Below are 20,595 nucleotides of genomic sequence, written 5' to 3' on the forward strand. Positions count from 1 at the left end.
GACCGGCTCAGCGCAGCGCTTCATAGGCTGCCAGCGCTGCCGCCTGAACAAGGTCGTTCACCGACGCACCCATCTGCACGATATGGAAAGGTTTTTCCGCGCCAAGCATGATGGGGCCGATGACAGACCCTTCGGTCAGGTTCTGGATCAGCTCGAAAGAAATATTGGCCGAATGCAGCCCCGGCATCACCAGAATGTTTGCCGGTCCCGACAGGCGGCAAAACGGATAGCGTTGCTTCATCAGCTCGTAATCGAGCGCGACATCGGCTGACATCTCGCCATCATATTCGAAATCAGGGTTCCGCTGGTCGAGAATCTCGATGGCGCGGCGGGCTTCGACGGTGATGTCGGATGCCGGATTGCCGAATGTGGTAAAGGACAGCACGGCGACCCGCGGCGTGTGTCCCATCTGCCGGGCCTTGGCGGCAATGGCCTCGGCAATGTCGGCGATCTTCTCGCCGTCCGGACGTTCATGAACCGACACATCGCCAATGAACACCGTCCGGCCCCGCGATACGATCATCGAGGTTGCCAGATAGGTCTTGCCCTCCCGCGGGGAAATCACCCGCGTGACGTGATCAAAGCTTGGCTTGAAGGACCGGGTCACCCCGGTCACCATCGCGTCGGCATGGCCTTTCAGCACCATACAGGCACAGAAGACGTTGCGGTCGAGATTGACCATGCGCTGACAGTCGCGGCGAAGCGCGCCCTTGCGTTGCAGCTTTTCATAGAGGAAATCGATATAGTCCTCATTATGGTCCGACACCTTGGCATTGGTGATCGGCAGGTCCTCGGCACCTTCCAGACCAAGACGTTCGATGGTCTCGCGGATCCGATGTTCGCGCCCGACAAGGATCGGGTCGCCATAGCCGGCATTGCGAAATGCCAGCGCCGCGCGGATCACCTTTTCCTCCTCACCCTCGGCAAAGACGACCCTTTTGCGATTGGCGCTGATGCGGTCGAAGATGACCTGCAATGTCGATGCGGTGGGGTCAATCCTGGCCGACAGCTCGCGGCGATATTTCGCCAGATCCTTGATCGGCTTGCGCGCTACGCCGGTTTTCATCGCGGCTTCGGCGACGGCCGAGGATACGGCCGAGATCAGCCGCGGATCGAACGGGGCCGGGATGATATAGTCATCACCATATTGCAGCATCTGTCCGCCATAGGCCTCGGCGACGGCGTCGGGAACGTCCTCGCGGGCCAGAAAGGCAATCGCCTCGGCGGCAGCGATCTTCATCTCTTCGTTGATCTTGCTGGCCCGGACATCCAGTGCGCCCCTGAAGATATAGGGAAAGCCGAGGACATTGTTGACCTGGTTTGGATAGTCGGACCGGCCGGTGGCGATGATGGCGTCCGGGCGGACCTTCTTGGCCTCCTCGGGCATGATTTCGGGAACCGGGTTGGCCATTGCGAAAATGATCGGGCGCTTGGCCATCGACTGGACCATTTTCGCACTCAGTGCCCCGGCCACCGACAGCCCCAGGAACACATCGGCACCGTCCAGCGCCTCTTCGAGGGTCCGCGCGTCGGTTGGCACAGCATGCGCCGACTTCCACTGGTTCATGGAATCCTCGCGCCCCTGATAGATCACGCCGGCGCGATCGACCAGTATGACATTTTCATGCGGCACGCCCATCGACTTGATCAGCTCGACGCAGGCAATCGACGCCGCGCCGGCACCGTTCGAGACCACCTTGATGTCCTTCATGTCGCGCCCGGTAATGTGAAGCGCGTTGATCAGCCCCGCAGCGGCGATGATGGCCGTTCCATGCTGGTCATCATGAAACACCGGAATCTCGAGCCGTTCACGCAGCTGCTGTTCAATGATGAAACATTCCGGCGACTTGATGTCCTCGAGGTTGATGCCGCCGAAGCTTGGTGCCAGCATCGCAACGGCCTCGACAAACTTGTCCGTATCCTTGGTGTCCACCTCAAGGTCGATACCGTCGATATCGGCGAATTTCTTGAACAGGACCGCCTTGCCTTCCATCACCGGCTTGGACGCGGCGGCGCCAATGTCACCAAGGCCAAGAACTGCGGTGCCGTTCGAAATGACCGCAATGATGTTGCCTTTGGCGGTATAGTCGTAGGCCGTGTCCGGGTCTGCCTCGATGGCGAGACATGGCGCGGCCACTCCCGGCGAATAGGCCAGCGACAGGTCGTGCTGGCTCATCAGCGGCTTGGTGGCCGTGATTTCGAGTTTGCCAGGCCGCCCATTGGCGTGAAAGCTCAGGGCCTCTTGGTCAAGCTTTGACTTTTTTCTGGTCATGACACCGGTTATCTATTCTTTGTGGCTGATGTTTATTCTTTGTCTTTTACCAGCAAATGGCCAAGCGTTACACGCGATTTGCGATATAACATCAGATATCTTGGGCATCATCATGGCGTCGGGGAAACCAAGGGATAGTAATGACAGCGGCAATAACAGCATCTGGCTCGGCAAAAGTAAAGTCGCCCACCCCGATGATCGCGCAATATATGCAGGTCAAGGATGCACACCCTGACGCGCTGCTTTTCTATCGGATGGGCGACTTCTACGAGATGTTCTTCGAGGATGCCGAGATCGGCGCGGCCGCGCTCGGCATCACCCTGACCAAGCGCGGTAAAAGCGACGGTGACGATATTCCGATGTGTGGCGTGCCCGTACATTCGGTGGATGGCTATCTTGCGCGGCTGATCGGGGCTGGTCACAGGGTGGCCATCTGCGAGCAGGTCGAGGATCCGGCGACACAGAAGCAGCGTGGCGGCAAGGGTCCGCTGAAACGCGAGGTGATTCGCATTCTGACGCCCGGTACCCTGACTGAAGATGATCTGCTGCCGCCGCGGGCACACAACTATCTGGCATCGCTTGGCCAGGCTGGCGAGGCCATGGCGGTGGCCTGGGCCGACATGTCGACCGGCGATTTTGCGGTGCAGGAGGTGGCATCAGGCCGGCTTGAAGGGGTGCTGGCCATGCTGGCCCCGGCTGAACTTGTTGTTCCGACCGGTGCCGACCTGCCGGAAGGCGTCGCCACGCTTGGCCCATGCCTGACCGAACAGGCGCCGTCGCTGTTTGAATCGGCCAGCGGCACGCGCGCGCTGTGTTCCTATTACGGCGTGGCAAGCCTTGACGGTTTCGGGCAGCTCTCGCGCGCGATGAGCGCCGCGGCGGGCGCGCTGCTTGGCTATATCGAACTGACCCAGAAGGGCAACATGCCCCGTCTGAGGCCAATCCAGGCGATCACCGAATCAGGCTATATGGAAATCGACCAGGCGACCCGGCGGTCGCTTGAAATCACCCGTACGCTGTCCGGCGAGGTGAAAGGCAGCCTTCTGTCCGCAATCGACATGACGGTGACATCGGCCGGTGGCCGGCTTCTGGCGGCGCGGATTGGCGCTCCGCTGGCTTCGCGGGACGCCATCATTGCGCGACTCGATCTTGTCAGCTGGTATCATGACAGACCATCGCTGTGTGATGAACTTCGTCACATGATGAAGGGTCAGCCGGATATCGACCGCGCCCTGTCGCGGCTGGCGATGGGCCATGGTGGGCCACGCGACCTGCAGGCGCTGTCGCAGGCGCTGACCACGGCGTCGGACCTTGTCGGAACGGCGACACGGACCCACGGGCTTGGTGATCTTGGTGATCTGGCGGCGCTCCATGATGCTGTCATGGCACCGGTGAAACTGGCGGCGGAACTGGCGCCGGCGCTGGCAGACGAATTGCCGCTGCTGGCCCGTGATGGCGGGTTTGTGCGCCACGGGTTTGATGCCGCGCTGGATGAACTTCGTGCGCTTCGTGATGAAAGCCGCCGCCTGATCGCCGCGCTTCAACATCAATATTGCGAGGCCACCGGGATTGCCTCATTGAAGGTCAAGCACAACAACGTCCTCGGCTATCATGTCGATGTTCGAAGCGCGCATGCTGAAAAGCTGATGCAGGACGAGCGGTTCATCCACCGGCAGACGACGGCCCAGACGGTGCGGTTCACCACCACCGAGCTTGCCGAACTTGAACGTGACCTGTCGACAGCTGCTGATCGGGCGCAGGCACGTGAACTGGAGATTTTCGAGACATTGCGGTCGCGGGCGTTGGCCGAGGCTGAACAGCTTGCCGCGGCGGCGCGGGCGCTGGCGGCGATCGATGTGGCGATGGCTTCGGCGGCTCTTGCCCTGAAGCGGGATTTCTGCCGCCCGGATATTCGCGATGATGCGAGTTTCCAGATCGGCCGCGGTCGGCATCCGGTGATTGAAACAATGCTGTCTGCTGGTGACAGTTTCATCCCCAATGACTGTATGCTTGGCGATACGGGCGAGATCTGGCTTGTCACCGGCCCCAACATGGCAGGCAAGTCGACATTTCTGCGGCAGAATGCCCATATCGCGATCATGGCGCAGGCCGGCCTGTTTGTGCCGGCCGAGACGGCGACCATCGGCATTATTGACAGGATCTTCAGCCGGGTGGGCGCGGCTGATGATCTGGCGCGTGGCCGGTCCACCTTCATGGTCGAAATGGTCGAGACGGCGGCGATCCTGAACCGGGCGACAGAGCGGTCCTTTGTCATTCTTGATGAGATCGGGCGCGGGACAGCCACCTATGACGGGCTGGCCATCGCCTGGGCGGCGCTTGAGCATCTTCACCAGACCAACCGCTGCCGAACATTGTTCGCCACACATTATCACGAGCTGACCAGTCTGCGTCATGACCTTGAACGGCTGTCATGCCATTCGATGAAGGTGCGTGAATGGCGGGGTGAAATCATTTTCCTGCATCAGGTGATTGATGGGGCTGCGGACCGGTCCTATGGTGTCCATGTGGCGCGGCTTGCCGGGTTGCCGCCACAGGTCATCGCACGCGCCCAGTCCTTGCTTGCCGAGATGGAAGCCGGTGGACATGGCGTTGTCGATGCCGACCGACTTGCTGCTGACCTGCCCCTGTTTACCCAGAGCGTTGCCCCGGCACCGACGCCGGTCGATGATCCGGTGCGCAGCCGGGTCGAGGAGATAAATCCCGATATGCTGGCACCGCGCGAGGCATTGGAGCTGTTATATGAACTGCGCGAGCTTCTTGATTCCCCAGCAGGCGGGTCAACGGATGACTCCAATGGATGACTTCGATGGCAGATACCGGTGGATAGAGGGGGCATGAAGGTGAGTGCCACAGATGCGCCGGGAACCGGCAGCAGCCAGATCAAACAGTGGCGGCAATGGATCCAGCCTCTTGAGACGGCGCTTGCCGAAGGCCGGGCACCCATTGATGACGCCGCCCTGTGGCAGGTTGCAGACAGGCTGAAGACGGCGGATGACCGCACCTTTCAGCCGGCGCTTCTTGAGGCGGCAAAAACAGCCCATGTGGCGATGAAAACCGCCCTTGCCGACGAACTGGCTGCCGGACGTGACGGCGCCGTCTATGTTGGCCGTCATTCGCTTGGCATGGATCGTCTTCTGGCATGCCTTCTCGATATCCTTGTCCAACGTCGCCAGACTACCGGGGTGGCGCTTGTTGCCGTCGGCGGATATGGGCGGGGCGAATTGGCACCCAATTCGGATATCGACCTGCTGTTTCTTACCGCACAGGACAGTGACCCGGCCGCCGACAGCGTGGTGGAATCGCTTCTCTATCTGCTGTGGGATCTGGGGCTGAAGGTCGGTCATGCCAAACGAACCGTGGCTGATACAATCCGCGCCTCGCGCGAAGACCAGACAATCCTGACCGGACTTCTCGAGATGCGGTACGTGGCCGGGGACAGGCCGCTGGCAACCAAACTCGACCGGTCGTTCCGGCGCGAGGTGGCGCGCCTGAAGCCGGTTGATTTTGTCGATACCAAGCTTGAGGAACGCGACCAGCGCCATGATCGGCATGGTGCCACGCGCTATGTCGTCGAACCGAATATCAAGGAAGGCAAGGGCGGCCTGCGTGACCTTCACACCCTGTTCTGGATCGCGAAATTCGCCTATCGCGCCAACAGCATCATCGACATTGTGGAAAAGGGCATTCTTCGGGAAAGCGAGGCCCGCCGGTTCGCTGCCGCACAGCGATTTCTCTGGACTGTCAGGTGCCACCTTCATATCCGGTCGGGCCGCCCCGAGGAACGGCTGGATTTCGACGCCCAGATGGCCATCGCCCCGCTGATGGGCTTTGCCTCGCGCGGCGGCATGCGCGGTGTCGAACGGTTTATGAAGCGATATTATCTGGCGGCGCGTGACGTTGGCAGCCTCACCAGGATCATCTGCGCGGCCATGGAAACCGATTTTCGCAAGCGTCGTCTTGGATGGGCGGCGGCATTTCAGGGGCGGCAGGATTTCGGGCATTTCCGGATCCGGTCGGGGCGGATCAATCTCGACCCCGAACTGATGTTTCGCGAGGCACCGCTGCGTATGCTGGAAATTTTCCATCTGGCGCTTGAACAGCAAGCCGACATTCACCCACAGGCACTGCAACGCATCACACGCGGCCTCCACGCCCTTGGCGATGCGACGCGGGATGATCCACGGGCGGCAGAAGAATTCCTTGCCATCCTGACATCGCGACACAATCCCGAGCGGGTGTTGCGTCTGATGAATGAAAGCGGCGTGTTGGGACGTTTCCTTCCCGATTTCGGCAAGATCATCGCGATGATGCAGTTCGACATGTATCACAGCTATACTGTTGACGAGCACACCATCCAGGTGATCGGCATTCTCCACCAGATCGAAAGCGGCGCTCTTGCCGAGACAGCGCCGGTGGCAACCGCCGTGATGCCCGAGATCGAGTCACGCCGCGCCCTGTTTGTTGCCGGGCTTCTGCATGACATCGCAAAGGGACGCGATGGTGACCATTCCGAGCTTGGCGCCGATCTGGCGCTGGATATCTGCCCGCGCCTCGGCCTGACGCCTGAGGAAACCGAAACGGTCAGCTGGCTGGTCCGCCACCACCTTCTGATGAGCAGGATTGCGTTCCGATATGATCTGAATGACCCGAAGACGATCGAGGATTTTGCCGCTGTCGTGCAATCTCCTGAACGCCTGAAGCTGCTTCTGGTGCTTACCGTTGCCGATATACGCGGTGTTGGCCCAACGGTCTGGAACGGGTGGAAGGCGGCGCTGATGCGTGACCTCTATTACCAGAGCGATGCGGTGCTTCGCGGGGCTGATGCCAGTGTGATCGCCGCCAGCAGTGCCGAACAGGCGCGCGAACAGGCCCGTGCCGGTCTGGCGGCATGGTCGGATGAGGATTTTGCCGCCCACGCGGCGCGGCTGCCGCGTAATTACTGGACCGGTTATGATACCGAGATGCATGTCAGGCATGCCGAATTGAGCCACAGATTCCGATCGTTGGATGTGCCGATTCTGGTTGATTTCAGACAGGTGGCCGACCGTAAGGTGACCGAATTGACATTGCTGACGGTCGATGACGCCGGTCTGTTTTCGCGGGTTGCCGGCGCTGTGGCGGGACTCGGGATCAACATCATCGGCGCGCGGATCACAACCTGCAGTGACGGCACGGTGCTTGATGTGTTCCAGCTGCAGACAACGCACAACCAGATGATTGAGGATATGCAGCTTCTCGAACGACTGCAGGCCAGAATCGATTCCGCTGTCACCGGCACGTTGCGACCGCAATCGGCCCTTCGCGAACGCTGGCAGAGCCTGCCGGCGCGGGTGCGCCGTCTGCCGGTGCCATCACGGGTGTTTCTGTCGAACAAGATCAGCACCACCCACACGGTCATTGAGGTCAATGGACGTGATTTTCCGGGTTTGCTTCACAGATTGACCCATACGCTTGCCGATCTCGGATTGCAGATCCAGACGGCCACCGTCTCAACCTATGGTGAACGCGTTGTTGATGTATTTTATGTCAAGGATCTGTTTGGTCTTCAAATCCACAACCAGACCCGTCTGGATACCATTCGTGACAGGCTTCTGGCGGTGTTTGAACAGCTTGACGAGGCAGCCGCATGAGCCTGCAGTCACGCAGCACGCAGCCGCTGGCGCGGGCCTTTCGCCAGATCAGTGGGTTGACGGGTGTCAGCCGCATTCTGGGGTTTCTGCGGGATGTGATCTTTGCCACTTTTCTTGGGGCGGGTCCGGCGGCGGATGCCTTTCTGGTGGCGCTGAAGCTTCCCAACATGTTTCGCCGACTGACCGCGGAAGGCGCCATGGCGAACGCCTTTGTGCCGGCCTTCACCACAGCCCGTCAGGATGAAGGTGAAGCCGCGGCGATGACGCTGGCCGGCGAGGTGCAGACAACCTTGATTGTCACGCTCTGTCTTGTGGTTGGTCTTGCCGAGATATTCATGCCAGCTGTCATTTCGGCCATTGCTCCCGGTTTCGCTGATACGCCGGACCGGCTGGCGGCGGCGATTGCCCTTGGTCGTGTCACCTTTCCCTATCTGCCCTTGATTTCGCTTGTCGCGTTCTGGGCGGCGATTGCCAATGCCAATCAGCGTTTCATGGTGGCTGCGGCAATGCCGGTGATCTTCAATCTCTGCCTCATTGGCGGGGCGCTGGGGATCCCGATGGCAACCGGCTGGCTGGCGGTTGAACGTGCGATGCCGCTGGCGGTGGCGCTGCTGGCCGCCGGCGTGCTGCAGCTCTTCGCGATGGCGATGCTGCTGCGGCACCACCAGATCATGCCGGCCTGGAAGATCCCCCGTTTCAGCGCCGCCGCGCGGGCCATGTGGCGTCAGTTCGGCGTTGCCTCTGCCGGGGCGGTGGTTATGCAGATCAATCTGATCATCGATCTGATTCTGGCATCATTGCTGACGGTTGGTGCGATTTCCTGGCTCTATTTTGCGGATCGTGTGGCACAGCTGCCGCTTGGTATCTTTGGCATTGCCCTTGGCACGGCTCTGCTGCCTCGCCTGTCATCGCAGTTTCGCGCCGGCAAGGCCGATGAGGCACGCGCCTCATTGGCCGAGGCGCTTCTGTTTGCCGCCTTTCTGGTCATTCCGGCGACAGGCGCGCTGATTGTCATTGCGCCGCAGATTATCAGCGGGCTGTTTCGTTATGGTGCCTTTACCGATTCCGATGCCGCAGCTAGCGCCGCCGCCCTTATGGCCTATGCCATCGGCATGCCGGCCCATATCATGGTGAAGATTCTCCAGCCGGCCTTCTACGCGACGTCGCGGCCCGGATTTGTTCTGAAGGTGTCGATTGCCGCGGTCATCACAAATCTGGTGCTGTCGCTCTCGCTGATGCCTGTCTTCGGGCATGTGGGGCTGGCACTTGCCACCTCGATATCCGGCTTTGTGGCGGCATTGTCACTGGCTCTCCGCCTGACAGCTGAGGGGCATATGGGGCTTCCCGCCCCGATGATTCTCGTCAGGATCGGTGCCGCGACGCTGATGATGCTGGGCACTCTTGGTCTGGGTGGCAGGTGGCTTGGAACATGGTTTGAAAGCGTGCCGGCAATCGGTCATCTTGCCCTGCTGGTGGTGGCTGGCGGTGTGGTTTATCTTATGACGGCTTTCGTGCTTCGTGCCGTGCCGGCGCAATTGCTTCGCCGCTGACGTTCGGCTTGGACTTGACCACAACCGGCGCTGCCATCATAACGCAGGCTGATTATCAACAGCGCGGCCCAAGGGAACGCCACCTGATCATGACGACCGTCCAGCCCACATCTGAAACCCGCCCCGAAAACCGTCCCGAAAACCGTATTTTCTCGGGGATACAGCCAACCGGCAACCTTCATCTGGGCAATTATCTTGGCGCGATCCGCAACTGGGTGACGCTGCAGGACAGTTTTGAGTCGATCTATTGCGTTGTTGATCTTCACGCCATCACCGTACCGCAGGATCCGCAACAGCTTCGCCAAAGCACACGTGAGGTCACGGCAAGCCTGATCGCTGCCGGCATTTCGCCACAGCGCTCGATCCTGTTCAACCAGTCACGTGTGCCGCAGCATTCGCAGCTTGCCTGGATCTTCAACTGCGTGGCGCGGCTTGGCTGGCTGAACCGAATGACCCAGTTCAAGGAAAAGGCTGGCAAGAACCGTGAAAACGCGACAGTCGGGCTGTTTGCCTATCCGACTCTGATGGCGGCCGATATTCTGGCCTATCGCGCTACGCATGTTCCCGTAGGCGAGGACCAGAAACAGCATCTCGAATTGACCCGTGATATCGCGCAGTCCTTCAATATGAATTACGGGGTGGAATTCTTTCCGCTTCCCGAACCGCAGATCTTCGGAACGGCAACACGGGTGATGAGTCTTCGCGACGGCAGCTCGAAGATGAGCAAATCCGAGGCGTCGGACAATTCACGGATCAATCTGACGGACAGCGATGATCTGATCGCGCAGAAGATCCGCAAGGCAAAGACCGACCCTGACGCCTTGCCGTCCGAGGCAGAAGGTCTTGCCGGTCGCCCGGAGGCGCAGAATCTGGTTGGTATATATGCCGCACTTGCCGACAGTGACATCGATGCTGTCCTGCGGGAATTCGGTGGTCGCGGATTCGGCGATTTCAAGCCGGCACTTGCCGAGCTTGCCGTGGCGAAACTGTCCCCGATGGGCCAGGAGATGCGCCGACTGCTTGCCAATCCGGGCGATATTGATGCCGTTCTTGATGATGGCGCGGCGCGTGCCGAGGCCATCGCGGCACCGATTATCGAGCAGGTCAACGAGATCGTCGGTTTTCTCGGACCGTCCAGCCGTCGCTGACATGATCGCTCAATATTGGCGACGGACAAAAATTTCCCACATTCCAGCCATTGAAATGTGCTATTCTTGACCGATATTCAGCCCTGTTGGTTGATGGGTGCTGGTGGCGGATCGATCAGAACCCTGTCCGCCACGAAGCCCCGACGATGGTTGCGTGCGCTGACAGTATCGATGTCGTGGCGCCGAAGGTGGCTAAGGCAGCTGATTCAGGAATTTGACCCATGCGGCGCTGGCTCCGGCGGATGTCGCAAGTGCGAAAAGGACAGGCAGAGATGTTCATTCAAACCCAGGATACGCCAAACCCGGCGACCCTTAAATTCATTCCCGGCGTGCCGGTTATGGACAGTGGCACGGCAGACTATCCGGCGGCTGACAGTGCTGCCAATTCGCCCCTGGCACGACGCCTTTTCCAGATCGACGGGGTCAAGGGGGTTTTCCTTGGTGGTGACTTTGTTGCCGTTACCAAGGAAGATTCGCTTGACTGGTTTGCACTGAAACCATCGATCCTGGCCGGCATCATGGAACATTACGCCTCCGGCATGCCGGTTGTTGAAATGGCCGATGCTGGCGCCGACGCGGCGGACGAGGATGATGACGAGATCGTCACCCAGATCAAACAGCTGCTCGATACGCGGGTGCGTCCTGCTGTTGCGATGGATGGCGGTGATATCGTGTTTCAGGGATTTGACGATGGTGTCGTGACCCTGCAGATGCGCGGTGCCTGTCAGGGCTGCCCGAGTTCCACGGCGACACTGAAAATGGGGATCGAGAACATGCTTCGGCATTATATTCCCGACGTGCGCGAGGTTCGTGCCGCCGACTTCTAGGCATCAATCGATGCCGGCAGTTGTTTCGTGAAATTCGTCAGTGGATGAGTTGTGCCTCAGCCAACAAGAATTGTCATCACCAACACCCATCTTCTCCGTGCGGCGATGCTGTTCATGGTGCTTGGGATCATCGGCCCGGGGCTGTTCCAGCTGAAACCGCCGCGATGGTTTGCTGAAACCGGCGGCACGGGGCATCCGGAAATAGCGGCCGGCGAGGAACTGGCACCGGCATTGTCGCCTGTAGTTGCGCCCCCACCCCCACCTCCGGCAATTGCGCCAGCTGCGCAGCCCCCTGTGGAACCAGACATTCAGCCCGAGACTGGACTTGCCGCGGCACCGGCATTGGAAGCCGAAGATGTTGTCGAAAAGATACCCGACAGCTATGGGTCCGATACAGTCGCGTCCCCTTCCCAAGCCGCATCTGAGGGTGACACGCCCCCTGACCAGGCGGAGCAGCCTGCCGTTGCTGCCCGGAAAACGGTTCTTGCCTCACAGGCAGCAGGCAGCGTGAAGGTGCCGGCATATCAAAATCCGTCTTCTGCGCCGCTGGAAGTCATGCGCAGATTTACCAAAAGCATCCCGGAATCGCACACCGTCCTGCCGGTCACGCGTCAGAAGGAAAACTTCATCGCGATCACCCTGCCGCTGATTCTGGCGGCGAATGAGGAAATTGTGCAGCGCCGGAACGCCATCAAACGGGCAATCGCGCGGGGTGACTGGCCGACCATTGAACGCTGGGCGCGTCTTTACCGGATCGATACCGAAACCGAATCGAAGGCCGAGGTCGAAAGGCAGCTTCTGTTGCGGGCCGATTTTGTGCCGGTGTCACTGGCGCTGGCGCAGGCGGCCATCGAATCCGGCTGGGGAACATCGCGCTTTGCACTTCAGGGAAATGCCCTTTTCGGTCAATGGGCCTGGCAAAAGGATGCAGGGCTGAAACCGGAACGCGCCTCAAACAGCCAGGCTGTCGTTCGAAGCTTTCCAAATCTCTTTGGTTCGGTTCGGGCCTATATGCACAATCTGAACACCCACCCCCGTTACGCCGCGTTCCGGGCGCGCCGCTACCTTCTTCGTGGCAGAACACAGGCCGAACTCGGCTACCAGCTGTCGAATTTCCTTGATGGATATGCAGAGATTGGCGAGGTCTATGTCACCAAATTGAAGGCGCTCATCCGTTCAAACAATTTTGGACAGTATGAGTCGGCGCGGCTTCACTGATCGGGTGTTTCTGGCATCAATATGCTAGCCCCCCGCCCCGCCGCCGGGTCATTCGGTCAGGAACTGGCGGCCAAACCAGCGCCACCTTCCCTCCGGGCCGGGCATTGTGCAATTGACGCGGGCACGCGTCCCGACAAGCGGTCCCGGCATTCTGATTTCCGCACGTCGCCCGATCATGGAGACATCGAGCTTGCCATATTTGCTGTTGAAGCAGCGAAGCTGGCGTTCCTGGTCCATGTCATTTGCCAGGGTGAAGCCATAGAGTGGCGGGTTCTCACCCAGCACGACATCTGCCGGGACAATTTCGCTGACCTTCAGGGGCAGACCATTGATGGCAAGCTCAAGACGTTCCCGGTTGCCATATTCTTCATTCATCGCAAAACGCGGCAATTCGAAATATCCGTCATAGCCGTGTGCGACGCCGGAATTCTGTCCAAAGGCAGCCTCAAAGCCGGCCTCTTTCACAAGCTCGATCACATCGAGATTATATTCGCCATAGGGATAGGCAAACAGGGTTGGCCGGATTCCCAGCTCGGCAAGGAAGCGTTCATTGCTGACCGCGATTTCGGCACGGTTTGTCTCGATTGTTTCCTGGTGCATATGCGGGTGGGTCTGGGTCTGGCTGCCAATACCGAATCCGGCAGCCTGCCATTCGCGGATCTGATCCCAGCTCATGTAATTGCGAAGGTTGCGATCGACCGGCCGCGTGGCGATGAACAGCGTTGCGTGAAAGCCGCGCGCCTGCAGTCGTGGCATCGCCTCCTCGAAGACTGACAGATAGGCATCGTCAATCGTGATCGCCACTGTACGGTCCGGCACCGGTTTGCCAGCCTGAAGGTTGGCGATGATCTGATCCAGCGGCCAGACTGAATAGGGGCCACTGGCGAGGATTTCGAGATGTTCCTCGAATTGTTCGAGCCGTACATTTGTGCTTGGATATTTGTCTTCTCCAAACCTGTGATACATCAGGATCGTCGCGTGATCCGCAGCGCGGGATTCAACGGCAGTCCCGACCAGCATGCCGACGATGATGACGGGCAACAGGAACAGGCGTTTGACAAAGGGCTTCGATATCATGAACCGGAACGTGGGCAGGTTGGTGAAGCCAATACCATACTGTGCTAGACATGGGATCGCCAGAGGCAGTTTACTCTATATGGGCCTTTCATCCGCTGTATCACGGTGCCGGAGTCGATGATCGAAGCCACATTGTAAGGAAAGATTGTAAGGAAAGGTCCGGATTCCCGATGTCAGCTTTGCCAGATCAGGCCGTCATCCTTGCGCTGGAGGCAAGCGCCGACCAGGCGTCAGCTGCGATTTGCCGTGCCGACGGGCAGCATTGGCAGAATATTCATACCGCCCGGCATGGTCATGCCGCGGTGATCACCGAGCTGGCGCGTGACGTTCTTGATCAGGCTGGACTCACCGCAGGTGAACTGACACATGTTGCCGCTGGCCGTGGTCCCGGATCCTTTACCGGCATCAGGGTTGCGCTTGCCGCGGCAAAGGGATTCGCGCTCGCCTGTGGAGCTGATGGAATCGGCGTGTCCTGTCTTGCCGCGGCAGCCCATGCGGCGCGTGCCGACCGGGCCGAGCTTGCCGGGCGCCATCTGCTTGCCAGTGCCGATACGCGCCGTGGAAGCTATTTCTGCCAGCTTTTTGACCCTGCCAACAAGCCGCTGTCGTCGATAATGGATATTCTTCCCGAGCCCGGAATGTCGCTGCCGCAGGATTGGTATGCGGCAGCCATCCTTGGGCCAGGTGCGGGCGAACTGATACAGGCCTGTCCCGATCATGACATGACAGTGGTAACGGATGCACCTGCTGTCGATGCCTTGCAGATTGCCGCATTGGCGGCGCATCTTCTGCAGACCGGTCAGGCAACGGAACCGTTGACGCCACTCTATGTCGCTCCGGCTTTTCTTGGCCCGGCCTCCTCCGGTCCGAAGTCCCCGCTTCCGGCATCCGCTGCCATCAGATCGTGATCAGACCCATCACAGAGTCCGATCTTGATGCGATCGCCGAAATTGAGGCGGCATCCTTTGCGTGTCCCCTGACACGAGATGATCTTGCAACACTTCATGCCAAACCGGCCTTTGACGGATTCGCGTTGTTCCCGGACCCGGACAGGCTGGCAAGCTATGCCCTGTTCCTGAATGCCGGCACCACTGCTGATCTGATCTCGACAGGCACCGCCCCAGACGACCGGCGACGGGGTTTTGCATCCTCTGTGCTGGCGGAATCGCTGGATAATCTGGCGGCGGCGGCGGTGAGCGAAGTGATGCTTGAGGTTGCTGTGGACAATGTGGAGGCGTTGGCGCTTTATGCCGGTCTTGGCTTTGGCGAGACAGGCCGCCGCCGCGATTATTACCAGCGCGCGCATGGCCGTGTTGATGCGCTGGTTCTGACATGGAGGTCGGTGCCACAGCCAACGGCTTGACCGGCGCTGCCGACCAGCCTAGAAAAGCCCCGAAAAATGCATCAAAAAGCCACGGGGTTGTCCCGTGCCTTGAACCGCCGGAAAAGAGCTGCGATCGTGTCAAAGAAACTGTTCATCAAAACCTACGGGTGCCAGATGAATGTCTATGATTCTGACCGCATGACCGACGTGCTGGCGCCGCTTGGCTACAGCACAACGACGAGTGCGGATGGCGCGGATATGGTCATTCTCAATACCTGTCATATTCGCGAAAAGGCCTCGGAGAAGGTATTTTCCGAGCTTGGCAGATTGCGGATGATGAAGGAACGGGCGCGAGATCAGGAAGGCCGCCATGTGGCGATCGCGGTCGCCGGCTGTGTGGCCCAGGCCGAAGGCGAGGAAATCACCCGCCGCGCGCCATGGGTCGATATTGTCGTCGGCCCGCAAACCTATCACCGCCTGCCCGAACTGGTTACCAGGATTGATCCCGGTGCGCGCCAGCGGGTGATAGACACGGAATTTCCCGAAGAAATCAAATTTGACCGGCTTCCCGGAGAGCATGCCCCCCGTGGTCCGGCTGCCTTCCTGTCGGTACAGGAAGGATGCGACAAATTCTGTGCCTTTTGCGTGGTTCCCTATACACGTGGTGCCGAATTTTCGCGGCCGGCGGCCGGGATCCTCGAAGAGGCGCGTCGTCTTGTCAGCACCGGCACATGCGAACTGACGCTGCTTGGCCAGAACGTCAACGCCTATCACGGTGAAGCTGCCGATGGTGGCAGCTGGAGCCTGGCGCGGCTGATCCGTGAACTTGCCGAGATTGATGGGCTGGAGCGAATCCGCTACACGACATCGCATCCGCTGGACATGGAAGACGATCTGATCATGGCGCATCGTGATGTGCCGAGCCTGATGCCCTATCTGCATCTTCCCGTGCAGTCGGGATCAGACCGTATTCTGGCCGCGATGAACCGCCGCCATACCCATGATGTCTATCTGCGGGTGCTTGACAGGCTTCGCGAGGTGCGCCCCGACATTGCGTTTTCCGGTGATTTCATTGTTGGCTTTCCCGGTGAAACCGATCGCGATTTTGCCGAAACGCTGGCCCTTGTCGACAAGGTGGGCTATGCCTCGGCCTATTCCTTCAAATACAGCCCGCGTCCCGGCACACCGGCTGCCGCGTCGAGCGATCAGGTGCCGGAGGAAGCCAAGGCTGACCGGCTGGAGGCCTTGCAGCAATTGCTGAACGCCCAGCAGCTGGCCTTCAACAAGGCAAGTGAAGGCAAAACCATGGATGTTCTGATTGAACGGCGTGGCGGGCGTGAAGGACAGGTTGCGGGACGAAGCCCCTATATGCAGGCGGTCAATCTGGAAGCTGGCGAGGACCTCGTTGGCAGCATCATTTCCTGCCGTGTGACCGAGGCAAAGCAGAACAGCGTCGTTGGGGTTGTTGCATGATCGGCTTCACATGGTAAAGGCGGTGAAACCCACCTCGATCCGTATGGAGTTCGAGGATAATGGCACGCTTGCCATGCTGACCGGCGAGCATAACCAGAATCTGGCGCGTCTGGAAAAGGCGCTTGATGTGTCGCTGGACAGTTTCGGCAACAGCATCACGATTTCCGGTCCAGCAGCGGCGGTGAAAACGGCGCGCCGCACACTCGAAGATGTCTACCGCAAGCTTGGCAGTGGCGGCGAGATTCCCGATGACGGCTCGTTGATCAGCGATGCGTTGCGCTGGGTTGCGGTTGGTGACAGCGCTGCCAGCCCCGGCCAGGGCCAGGGCGTGGAAACCTGGCGCAAGAAGATCATTGCCAAGACACCGGGACAGGCCGCCTATCTGGAGCTGTTGCGCAAGCGCGAGGTGGTTTTCGGGCTTGGGCCGGCGGGTACCGGCAAGACCTATATGGCGGTGGCGAAGGCTGTTGAGTCGCTCAAGAAGCGCGAGATTGAACGGATTGTCCTGTCGCGCCCAGCCGTTGAGGCTGGCGAGCGCCTTGGGTTTCTTCCCGGCGATATGAAGGAAAAGGTCGATCCCTATCTTCGGCCTCTTTATGATGCGCTGTATGACATGATGCCGGCCGACAAGGTCGAGCGCATGCTTGTCAGTGGCGAGATCGAGATCGCGCCGCTTGCTTTCATGCGGGGACGGACCCTCAGCGCGTCCTACGTCATCATTGATGAAGCGCAGAATACAACGCCGGTTCAGATGAAGATGGTGCTGACCAGACTGGGTCAGGATTCCCGCATGGTCATCACCGGTGATCTCAGCCAGATCGACCTTCCCGATGGTCAGCCATCGGGGCTTGCCGATGCTGTCGGGCGGCTTGATCAGGTCGAAGGTGTCGGGATCAAGCATATGTCGGGCAAGGATGTTGTCAGGCATCCGGTGGTGGCGCGCATTCTTCAGGCATATGAAAGCGACAGCTGAAACACGCAAGCCTCTGGACAGATGAAGCAAAATCAGTCCAAATGGCATGTCGGTACATGACGCCGACAGACCCGCATGGAGCAGCCGAAGTTACTGGCATGAGCACAATGCCCCTGGAGCCCGACAGTCCGGACCCGGACCCTCTTTCATCCGAACAATGGCAAACCGATGGTGGTAGCCATCTTGATCTGGTTATCGACCGGCATATCTGGCCGGACGATGTGATCGATGCTGTTCGCCCCTTGCTGACTACAGCCACCGATATGACCTGCCAGACCTTCGGCTGGCCGCGGCTTGAGATCGGTGCGCTTTTTGGCGGTGATGAACGGATTCACGAGCTGAACCTGCAATTCCGTGGCAAGGATGCGCCGACGAATGTACTGTCCTTTCCGTCTTCCGATGATGACGGAATGATGGATCAGGACATGCCAGACCGGAACATGCCAGACCAGACCATGACCGACATCAAACGGCTGGCGCCGGGTGAAATCGCCATCGCCTATGAAACGCTGTCCCGCGAAGCCGTCCAGGACGGCAAGGATGTCAAGGACCATCTGGTTCATCTGTGGGTTCATGGCCTGCTGCATCTGATGGGGCATGACCATCAGGCTGATGACGAGGCTGAAATCATGGAAGCTGGTGAAATTCGTGTTCTGGCACGGCTTGGCATTGCCAATCCCTATGCAGGGTCTGATGACCAGCCTGATGGAGAGGCAGTGTGATGGTGCGAATGTTGCTGTCAAAAATCTTTCCGGCGCTGAACCCGCCGGCATCACGCCGCGACGAGCTGGAAAGCCTGCTGGCTGTTCCGGCTGCCGATATGGCAAGCTTTGATCCGCATGAAGAGGCACTTCTGCGCAATATCCTTGGCCTTCAGGACCTGAACGCCTCGGATGTGATGATCCCGCGGGCCGATATCGTGTCGGTCAGCATGTCGGAAAGCTTTTCCGAAATCATCGCGCAGATGACAGCCGCGAACCACAGCCGGCTCCCGGTCCGGCGCGAGACCCTGGATGACATTGCCGGGATCATTCATATCAAGGACGTCTTTGCGCATCTGCATGCCGGCAAGGCACCCGATATAGGAACATTGCTGCGGCCCGCGCTGTTTGTGGCGCCGACCATCAGGCTTCTTGATCTGCTGCATGAAATGCGTCTGCGGCGTCGGCATCTGGCGCTGGTTGTCGATGAATTCGGTGGTGTCGACGGTCTGATCACAATCGAGGATCTTGTCGAGGAAATTGTCGGCGAGATCGAGGATGAACACGACCGGACCATACAGCCTCAGATGACATTCAATGATGACGGGACAATCCTTGCTGAAGCACGCCTTGAGGTGAAGGAACTTGAAACCCTGACCGGGCGTCTGCTTGAAGATGATGACCGTGACGAGATCGACACAGTTGGCGGGCTTGTCTGTGCGGTTGCCGGACGCGTTCCGGGGCGCGGTGAGGTTGTTCGTCACCCTTCGGGGCTGCAGTTCGAGGTTGTCGAGGGCGATCCGCGGCGTCTTGCCCTGCTGAAGATTCGCGGTGTCTCACGCCACTCCCAAACTGCCAGTGACTGACGCACGCCAGCGGTGGCGACGGCCTGTTCTTGCCACACTGGCAGGTATGGTGGCGTCACTGGCGCTGCCGCCCTTTCATCTTGTACCGTTTATTGCCGCGCTGTCCGTGCCGGCGGTGATGCTGGCTCGTTCGAGGTCGATGTCGGAGGCGGGCATGATTGGCGCCGCCGCCGGCTTTGGCTGGTTCTTCGCCTCGTTATGGTGGATTTCGTTGTCAATGGTCACCGGAGAGACAGGTCATTGGCCGCTCGTTCCCCTGCCATTGTTCGGCATACCGGCGCTTCTGGCGCTGTTCTGGGTGCCGGCAGGCATGCTGGCGCATCGGTTTGGACGAACGGCGCTGACACGGATGCTGTTGTTTGCGGCGGCCTTGTCTCTTTGTGAATGGGCACGCGGCCATGTTGCCACGGGGTTTCCGTGGAATGCGCCCGGCTATCTGTTTTCCGCGCATCTGTCGCTGCTGCAGATGGCGGCGGTCTTTGGCCTTTACGGCCTTACTTTGCTGGCGCTGGTCTGGGCGCTGGCACCAGCGCTGTGGTGGTGCGGGTGGCGTCGTCTGGCTGTCATCACCCTGTTGATTGTGCCGTTGGCATCACTTGCTGGCATGGCGCGGCTGGCAGGCCTTGCGCCAGCGGTCGATGATGCGACGCCAAAAAAGCTTCGCATCGTCCAGCCGGCCGTTCCACAGCATGAAAAATGGGACAAGTCGGTGCGAGATGGACACCTGCAGAGACTGGTCTCGCTGTCACGCGACAGCCAACCGATTCCACAGCTTGTGATCTGGCCCGAAACAGCTTTCGCCGGACTTCTTGATCGTGAACTGCCGCTTCTGCGCAGGACCGCATGGGAGGCGCTGCCATTCGATGGATGGCTGATCACCGGAGTGCCACGCTTCGACTCGCAGGACCGGCTTTTCAACGCCGCGGCACTGATCACCCCGCAAGGCCAGATTGAGGCGCTGTACGACAAACGTCGCCTGGTTCCCTTTGGTGAATATGTTCCGTTCCGGCGGTTTCTGCCGTTTGCCGATGCGATTGCCGGGCCGATTGATTTTTCGCCGGCTGTTCATAACAGGCTGTTCACCCTGCCGCATTATGGTCATCTGCAATTGCTGATCTGCTATGAAACCCTGTTTCCCGGGGCTGTTGTCTTGCCGGGGCCGCGCCCCGACATGCTTGTCAATCTGACCAATGATGCCTGGTTCGGGCATACGCCGGGTCCGTGGCAGCATCTGGCGCAGGCCCGGATGCGTGCGGTCGAGGAAGGCATCCCCATGATCCGCGTTGCCAATACCGGTATCAGTGCCGCCTTTGATGGTGCCGGCAGGCAGCTTGGCAAAATCGGTCTTGGCGAGACAGGTTTCCTGGATGTAGACATTCCCCCGTCACTAGGGCCCACCATCTATGCCGGATGGCGCGAGATCGGGTTTCTGATGCTGGTTGCCGTTGTCATTGGTCTGGCTATCCGCCTTGACCGCGCCAGATCTATGAGGCACTAGAACAGACATCTATGATG

At 59.6% G+C, this 20,595-nt stretch carries 15 protein-coding genes; 13 read left to right on the forward strand and 2 right to left on the reverse strand.

What is annotated here, in order from left to right; all coding sequences use genetic code 11:
- Positions 1-7: 7 nt before the first annotated feature.
- Positions 8-2,272: an NADP-dependent malic enzyme gene (locus AB3X55_12305; GenBank protein ID MEX0504371.1), complete on the reverse strand. Its 2,265-nt coding sequence runs from the start codon at positions 2,270-2,272 to the stop codon at positions 8-10.
- 140 nt (positions 2,273-2,412) lie between these two features.
- Here AB3X55_12305 and mutS point away from each other — a divergent pair, with 140 nt between their 5' ends.
- The 6 genes from mutS to AB3X55_12335 all read left to right on the forward strand — a co-directional run bounded on the left by mutS (position 2,413) and on the right by AB3X55_12335 (position 12,666).
- Positions 2,413-5,094 (forward strand): DNA mismatch repair protein MutS, encoded by a 2,682-nt coding sequence (gene mutS, locus AB3X55_12310; protein ID MEX0504372.1) that lies wholly within the window; start codon positions 2,413-2,415, stop codon positions 5,092-5,094.
- Between the two features lie 33 nt (positions 5,095-5,127).
- A complete protein-coding gene (locus tag AB3X55_12315; GenBank protein MEX0504373.1) occupies positions 5,128-7,923 on the forward strand; it encodes a [protein-PII] uridylyltransferase in 2,796 nt (931 codons plus the stop codon).
- Positions 7,920-9,473 (forward strand): murein biosynthesis integral membrane protein MurJ, encoded by a 1,554-nt coding sequence (gene murJ, locus AB3X55_12320; protein MEX0504374.1) that lies wholly within the window; start codon positions 7,920-7,922, stop codon positions 9,471-9,473. The genes AB3X55_12315 and murJ overlap by 4 nt, the downstream gene beginning before the upstream one ends.
- Before the next feature lie 89 nt (positions 9,474-9,562).
- Entirely contained in the window at positions 9,563-10,621 is a 1,059-nt protein-coding gene (gene trpS, locus AB3X55_12325; protein ID MEX0504375.1) for a tryptophan--tRNA ligase, read from the forward strand.
- Positions 10,622-10,893: 272 nt separating this feature from the next.
- Positions 10,894-11,448 (forward strand): NifU family protein, encoded by a 555-nt coding sequence (locus tag AB3X55_12330; GenBank protein MEX0504376.1) that lies wholly within the window; start codon positions 10,894-10,896, stop codon positions 11,446-11,448.
- Positions 11,449-11,499: 51 nt separating this feature from the next.
- Entirely contained in the window at positions 11,500-12,666 is a 1,167-nt protein-coding gene (locus tag AB3X55_12335) for a glucosaminidase domain-containing protein (GenBank protein MEX0504377.1), read from the forward strand.
- Positions 12,667-12,714: 48 nt separating this feature from the next.
- Here the strand turns inward: AB3X55_12335 and AB3X55_12340 are convergent, their stop codons facing one another.
- Positions 12,715-13,743 (reverse strand): polysaccharide deacetylase family protein, encoded by a 1,029-nt coding sequence (locus AB3X55_12340; protein ID MEX0504378.1) that lies wholly within the window; start codon positions 13,741-13,743, stop codon positions 12,715-12,717.
- A 170-nt stretch (positions 13,744-13,913) separates the two neighbouring features.
- Between AB3X55_12340 and tsaB the strand changes: the two genes are divergently transcribed.
- The 7 genes from tsaB (at position 13,914) to lnt (ending at position 20,578) form a co-directional block, all read left to right on the forward strand.
- Complete coding sequence (gene tsaB / locus AB3X55_12345) at positions 13,914-14,651, forward strand: tRNA (adenosine(37)-N6)-threonylcarbamoyltransferase complex dimerization subunit type 1 TsaB (protein ID MEX0504379.1); 738 nt, start codon at positions 13,914-13,916, stop codon at positions 14,649-14,651.
- Positions 14,648-15,106, forward strand: a complete 459-nt coding sequence (locus AB3X55_12350; GenBank protein ID MEX0504380.1) for a GNAT family N-acetyltransferase — start codon at positions 14,648-14,650, stop codon at positions 15,104-15,106. The genes tsaB and AB3X55_12350 overlap by 4 nt, the downstream gene beginning before the upstream one ends.
- 135 nt (positions 15,107-15,241) lie before the next feature.
- On the forward strand, positions 15,242-16,540 hold the full coding sequence (gene miaB, locus AB3X55_12355; GenBank protein MEX0504381.1) for a tRNA (N6-isopentenyl adenosine(37)-C2)-methylthiotransferase MiaB: 1,299 nt from the start codon (positions 15,242-15,244) through the stop codon (positions 16,538-16,540).
- A 10-nt stretch (positions 16,541-16,550) separates the two neighbouring features.
- Positions 16,551-17,513, forward strand: coding sequence for a PhoH family protein (locus AB3X55_12360; GenBank protein ID MEX0504382.1), 963 nt, complete (start codon positions 16,551-16,553; stop codon positions 17,511-17,513).
- Between the two features lie 98 nt (positions 17,514-17,611).
- Complete coding sequence (gene ybeY, locus AB3X55_12365; GenBank protein MEX0504383.1) at positions 17,612-18,235, forward strand: rRNA maturation RNase YbeY; 624 nt, start codon at positions 17,612-17,614, stop codon at positions 18,233-18,235.
- On the forward strand, positions 18,235-19,080 hold the full coding sequence (locus AB3X55_12370) for a hemolysin family protein (protein ID MEX0504384.1): 846 nt from the start codon (positions 18,235-18,237) through the stop codon (positions 19,078-19,080). The genes ybeY and AB3X55_12370 overlap by 1 nt, the downstream gene beginning before the upstream one ends.
- Positions 19,073-20,578, forward strand: a complete 1,506-nt coding sequence (lnt, locus tag AB3X55_12375) for an apolipoprotein N-acyltransferase (GenBank protein ID MEX0504385.1) — start codon at positions 19,073-19,075, stop codon at positions 20,576-20,578. The genes AB3X55_12370 and lnt overlap by 8 nt, the downstream gene beginning before the upstream one ends.
- Positions 20,579-20,595: the final 17 nt, after the last annotated feature.

Source organism: Alphaproteobacteria bacterium LSUCC0719 (assembly GCA_040839025.1).
Taxonomy (GTDB): domain Bacteria; phylum Pseudomonadota; class Alphaproteobacteria; order Puniceispirillales; family Puniceispirillaceae; genus UBA8309.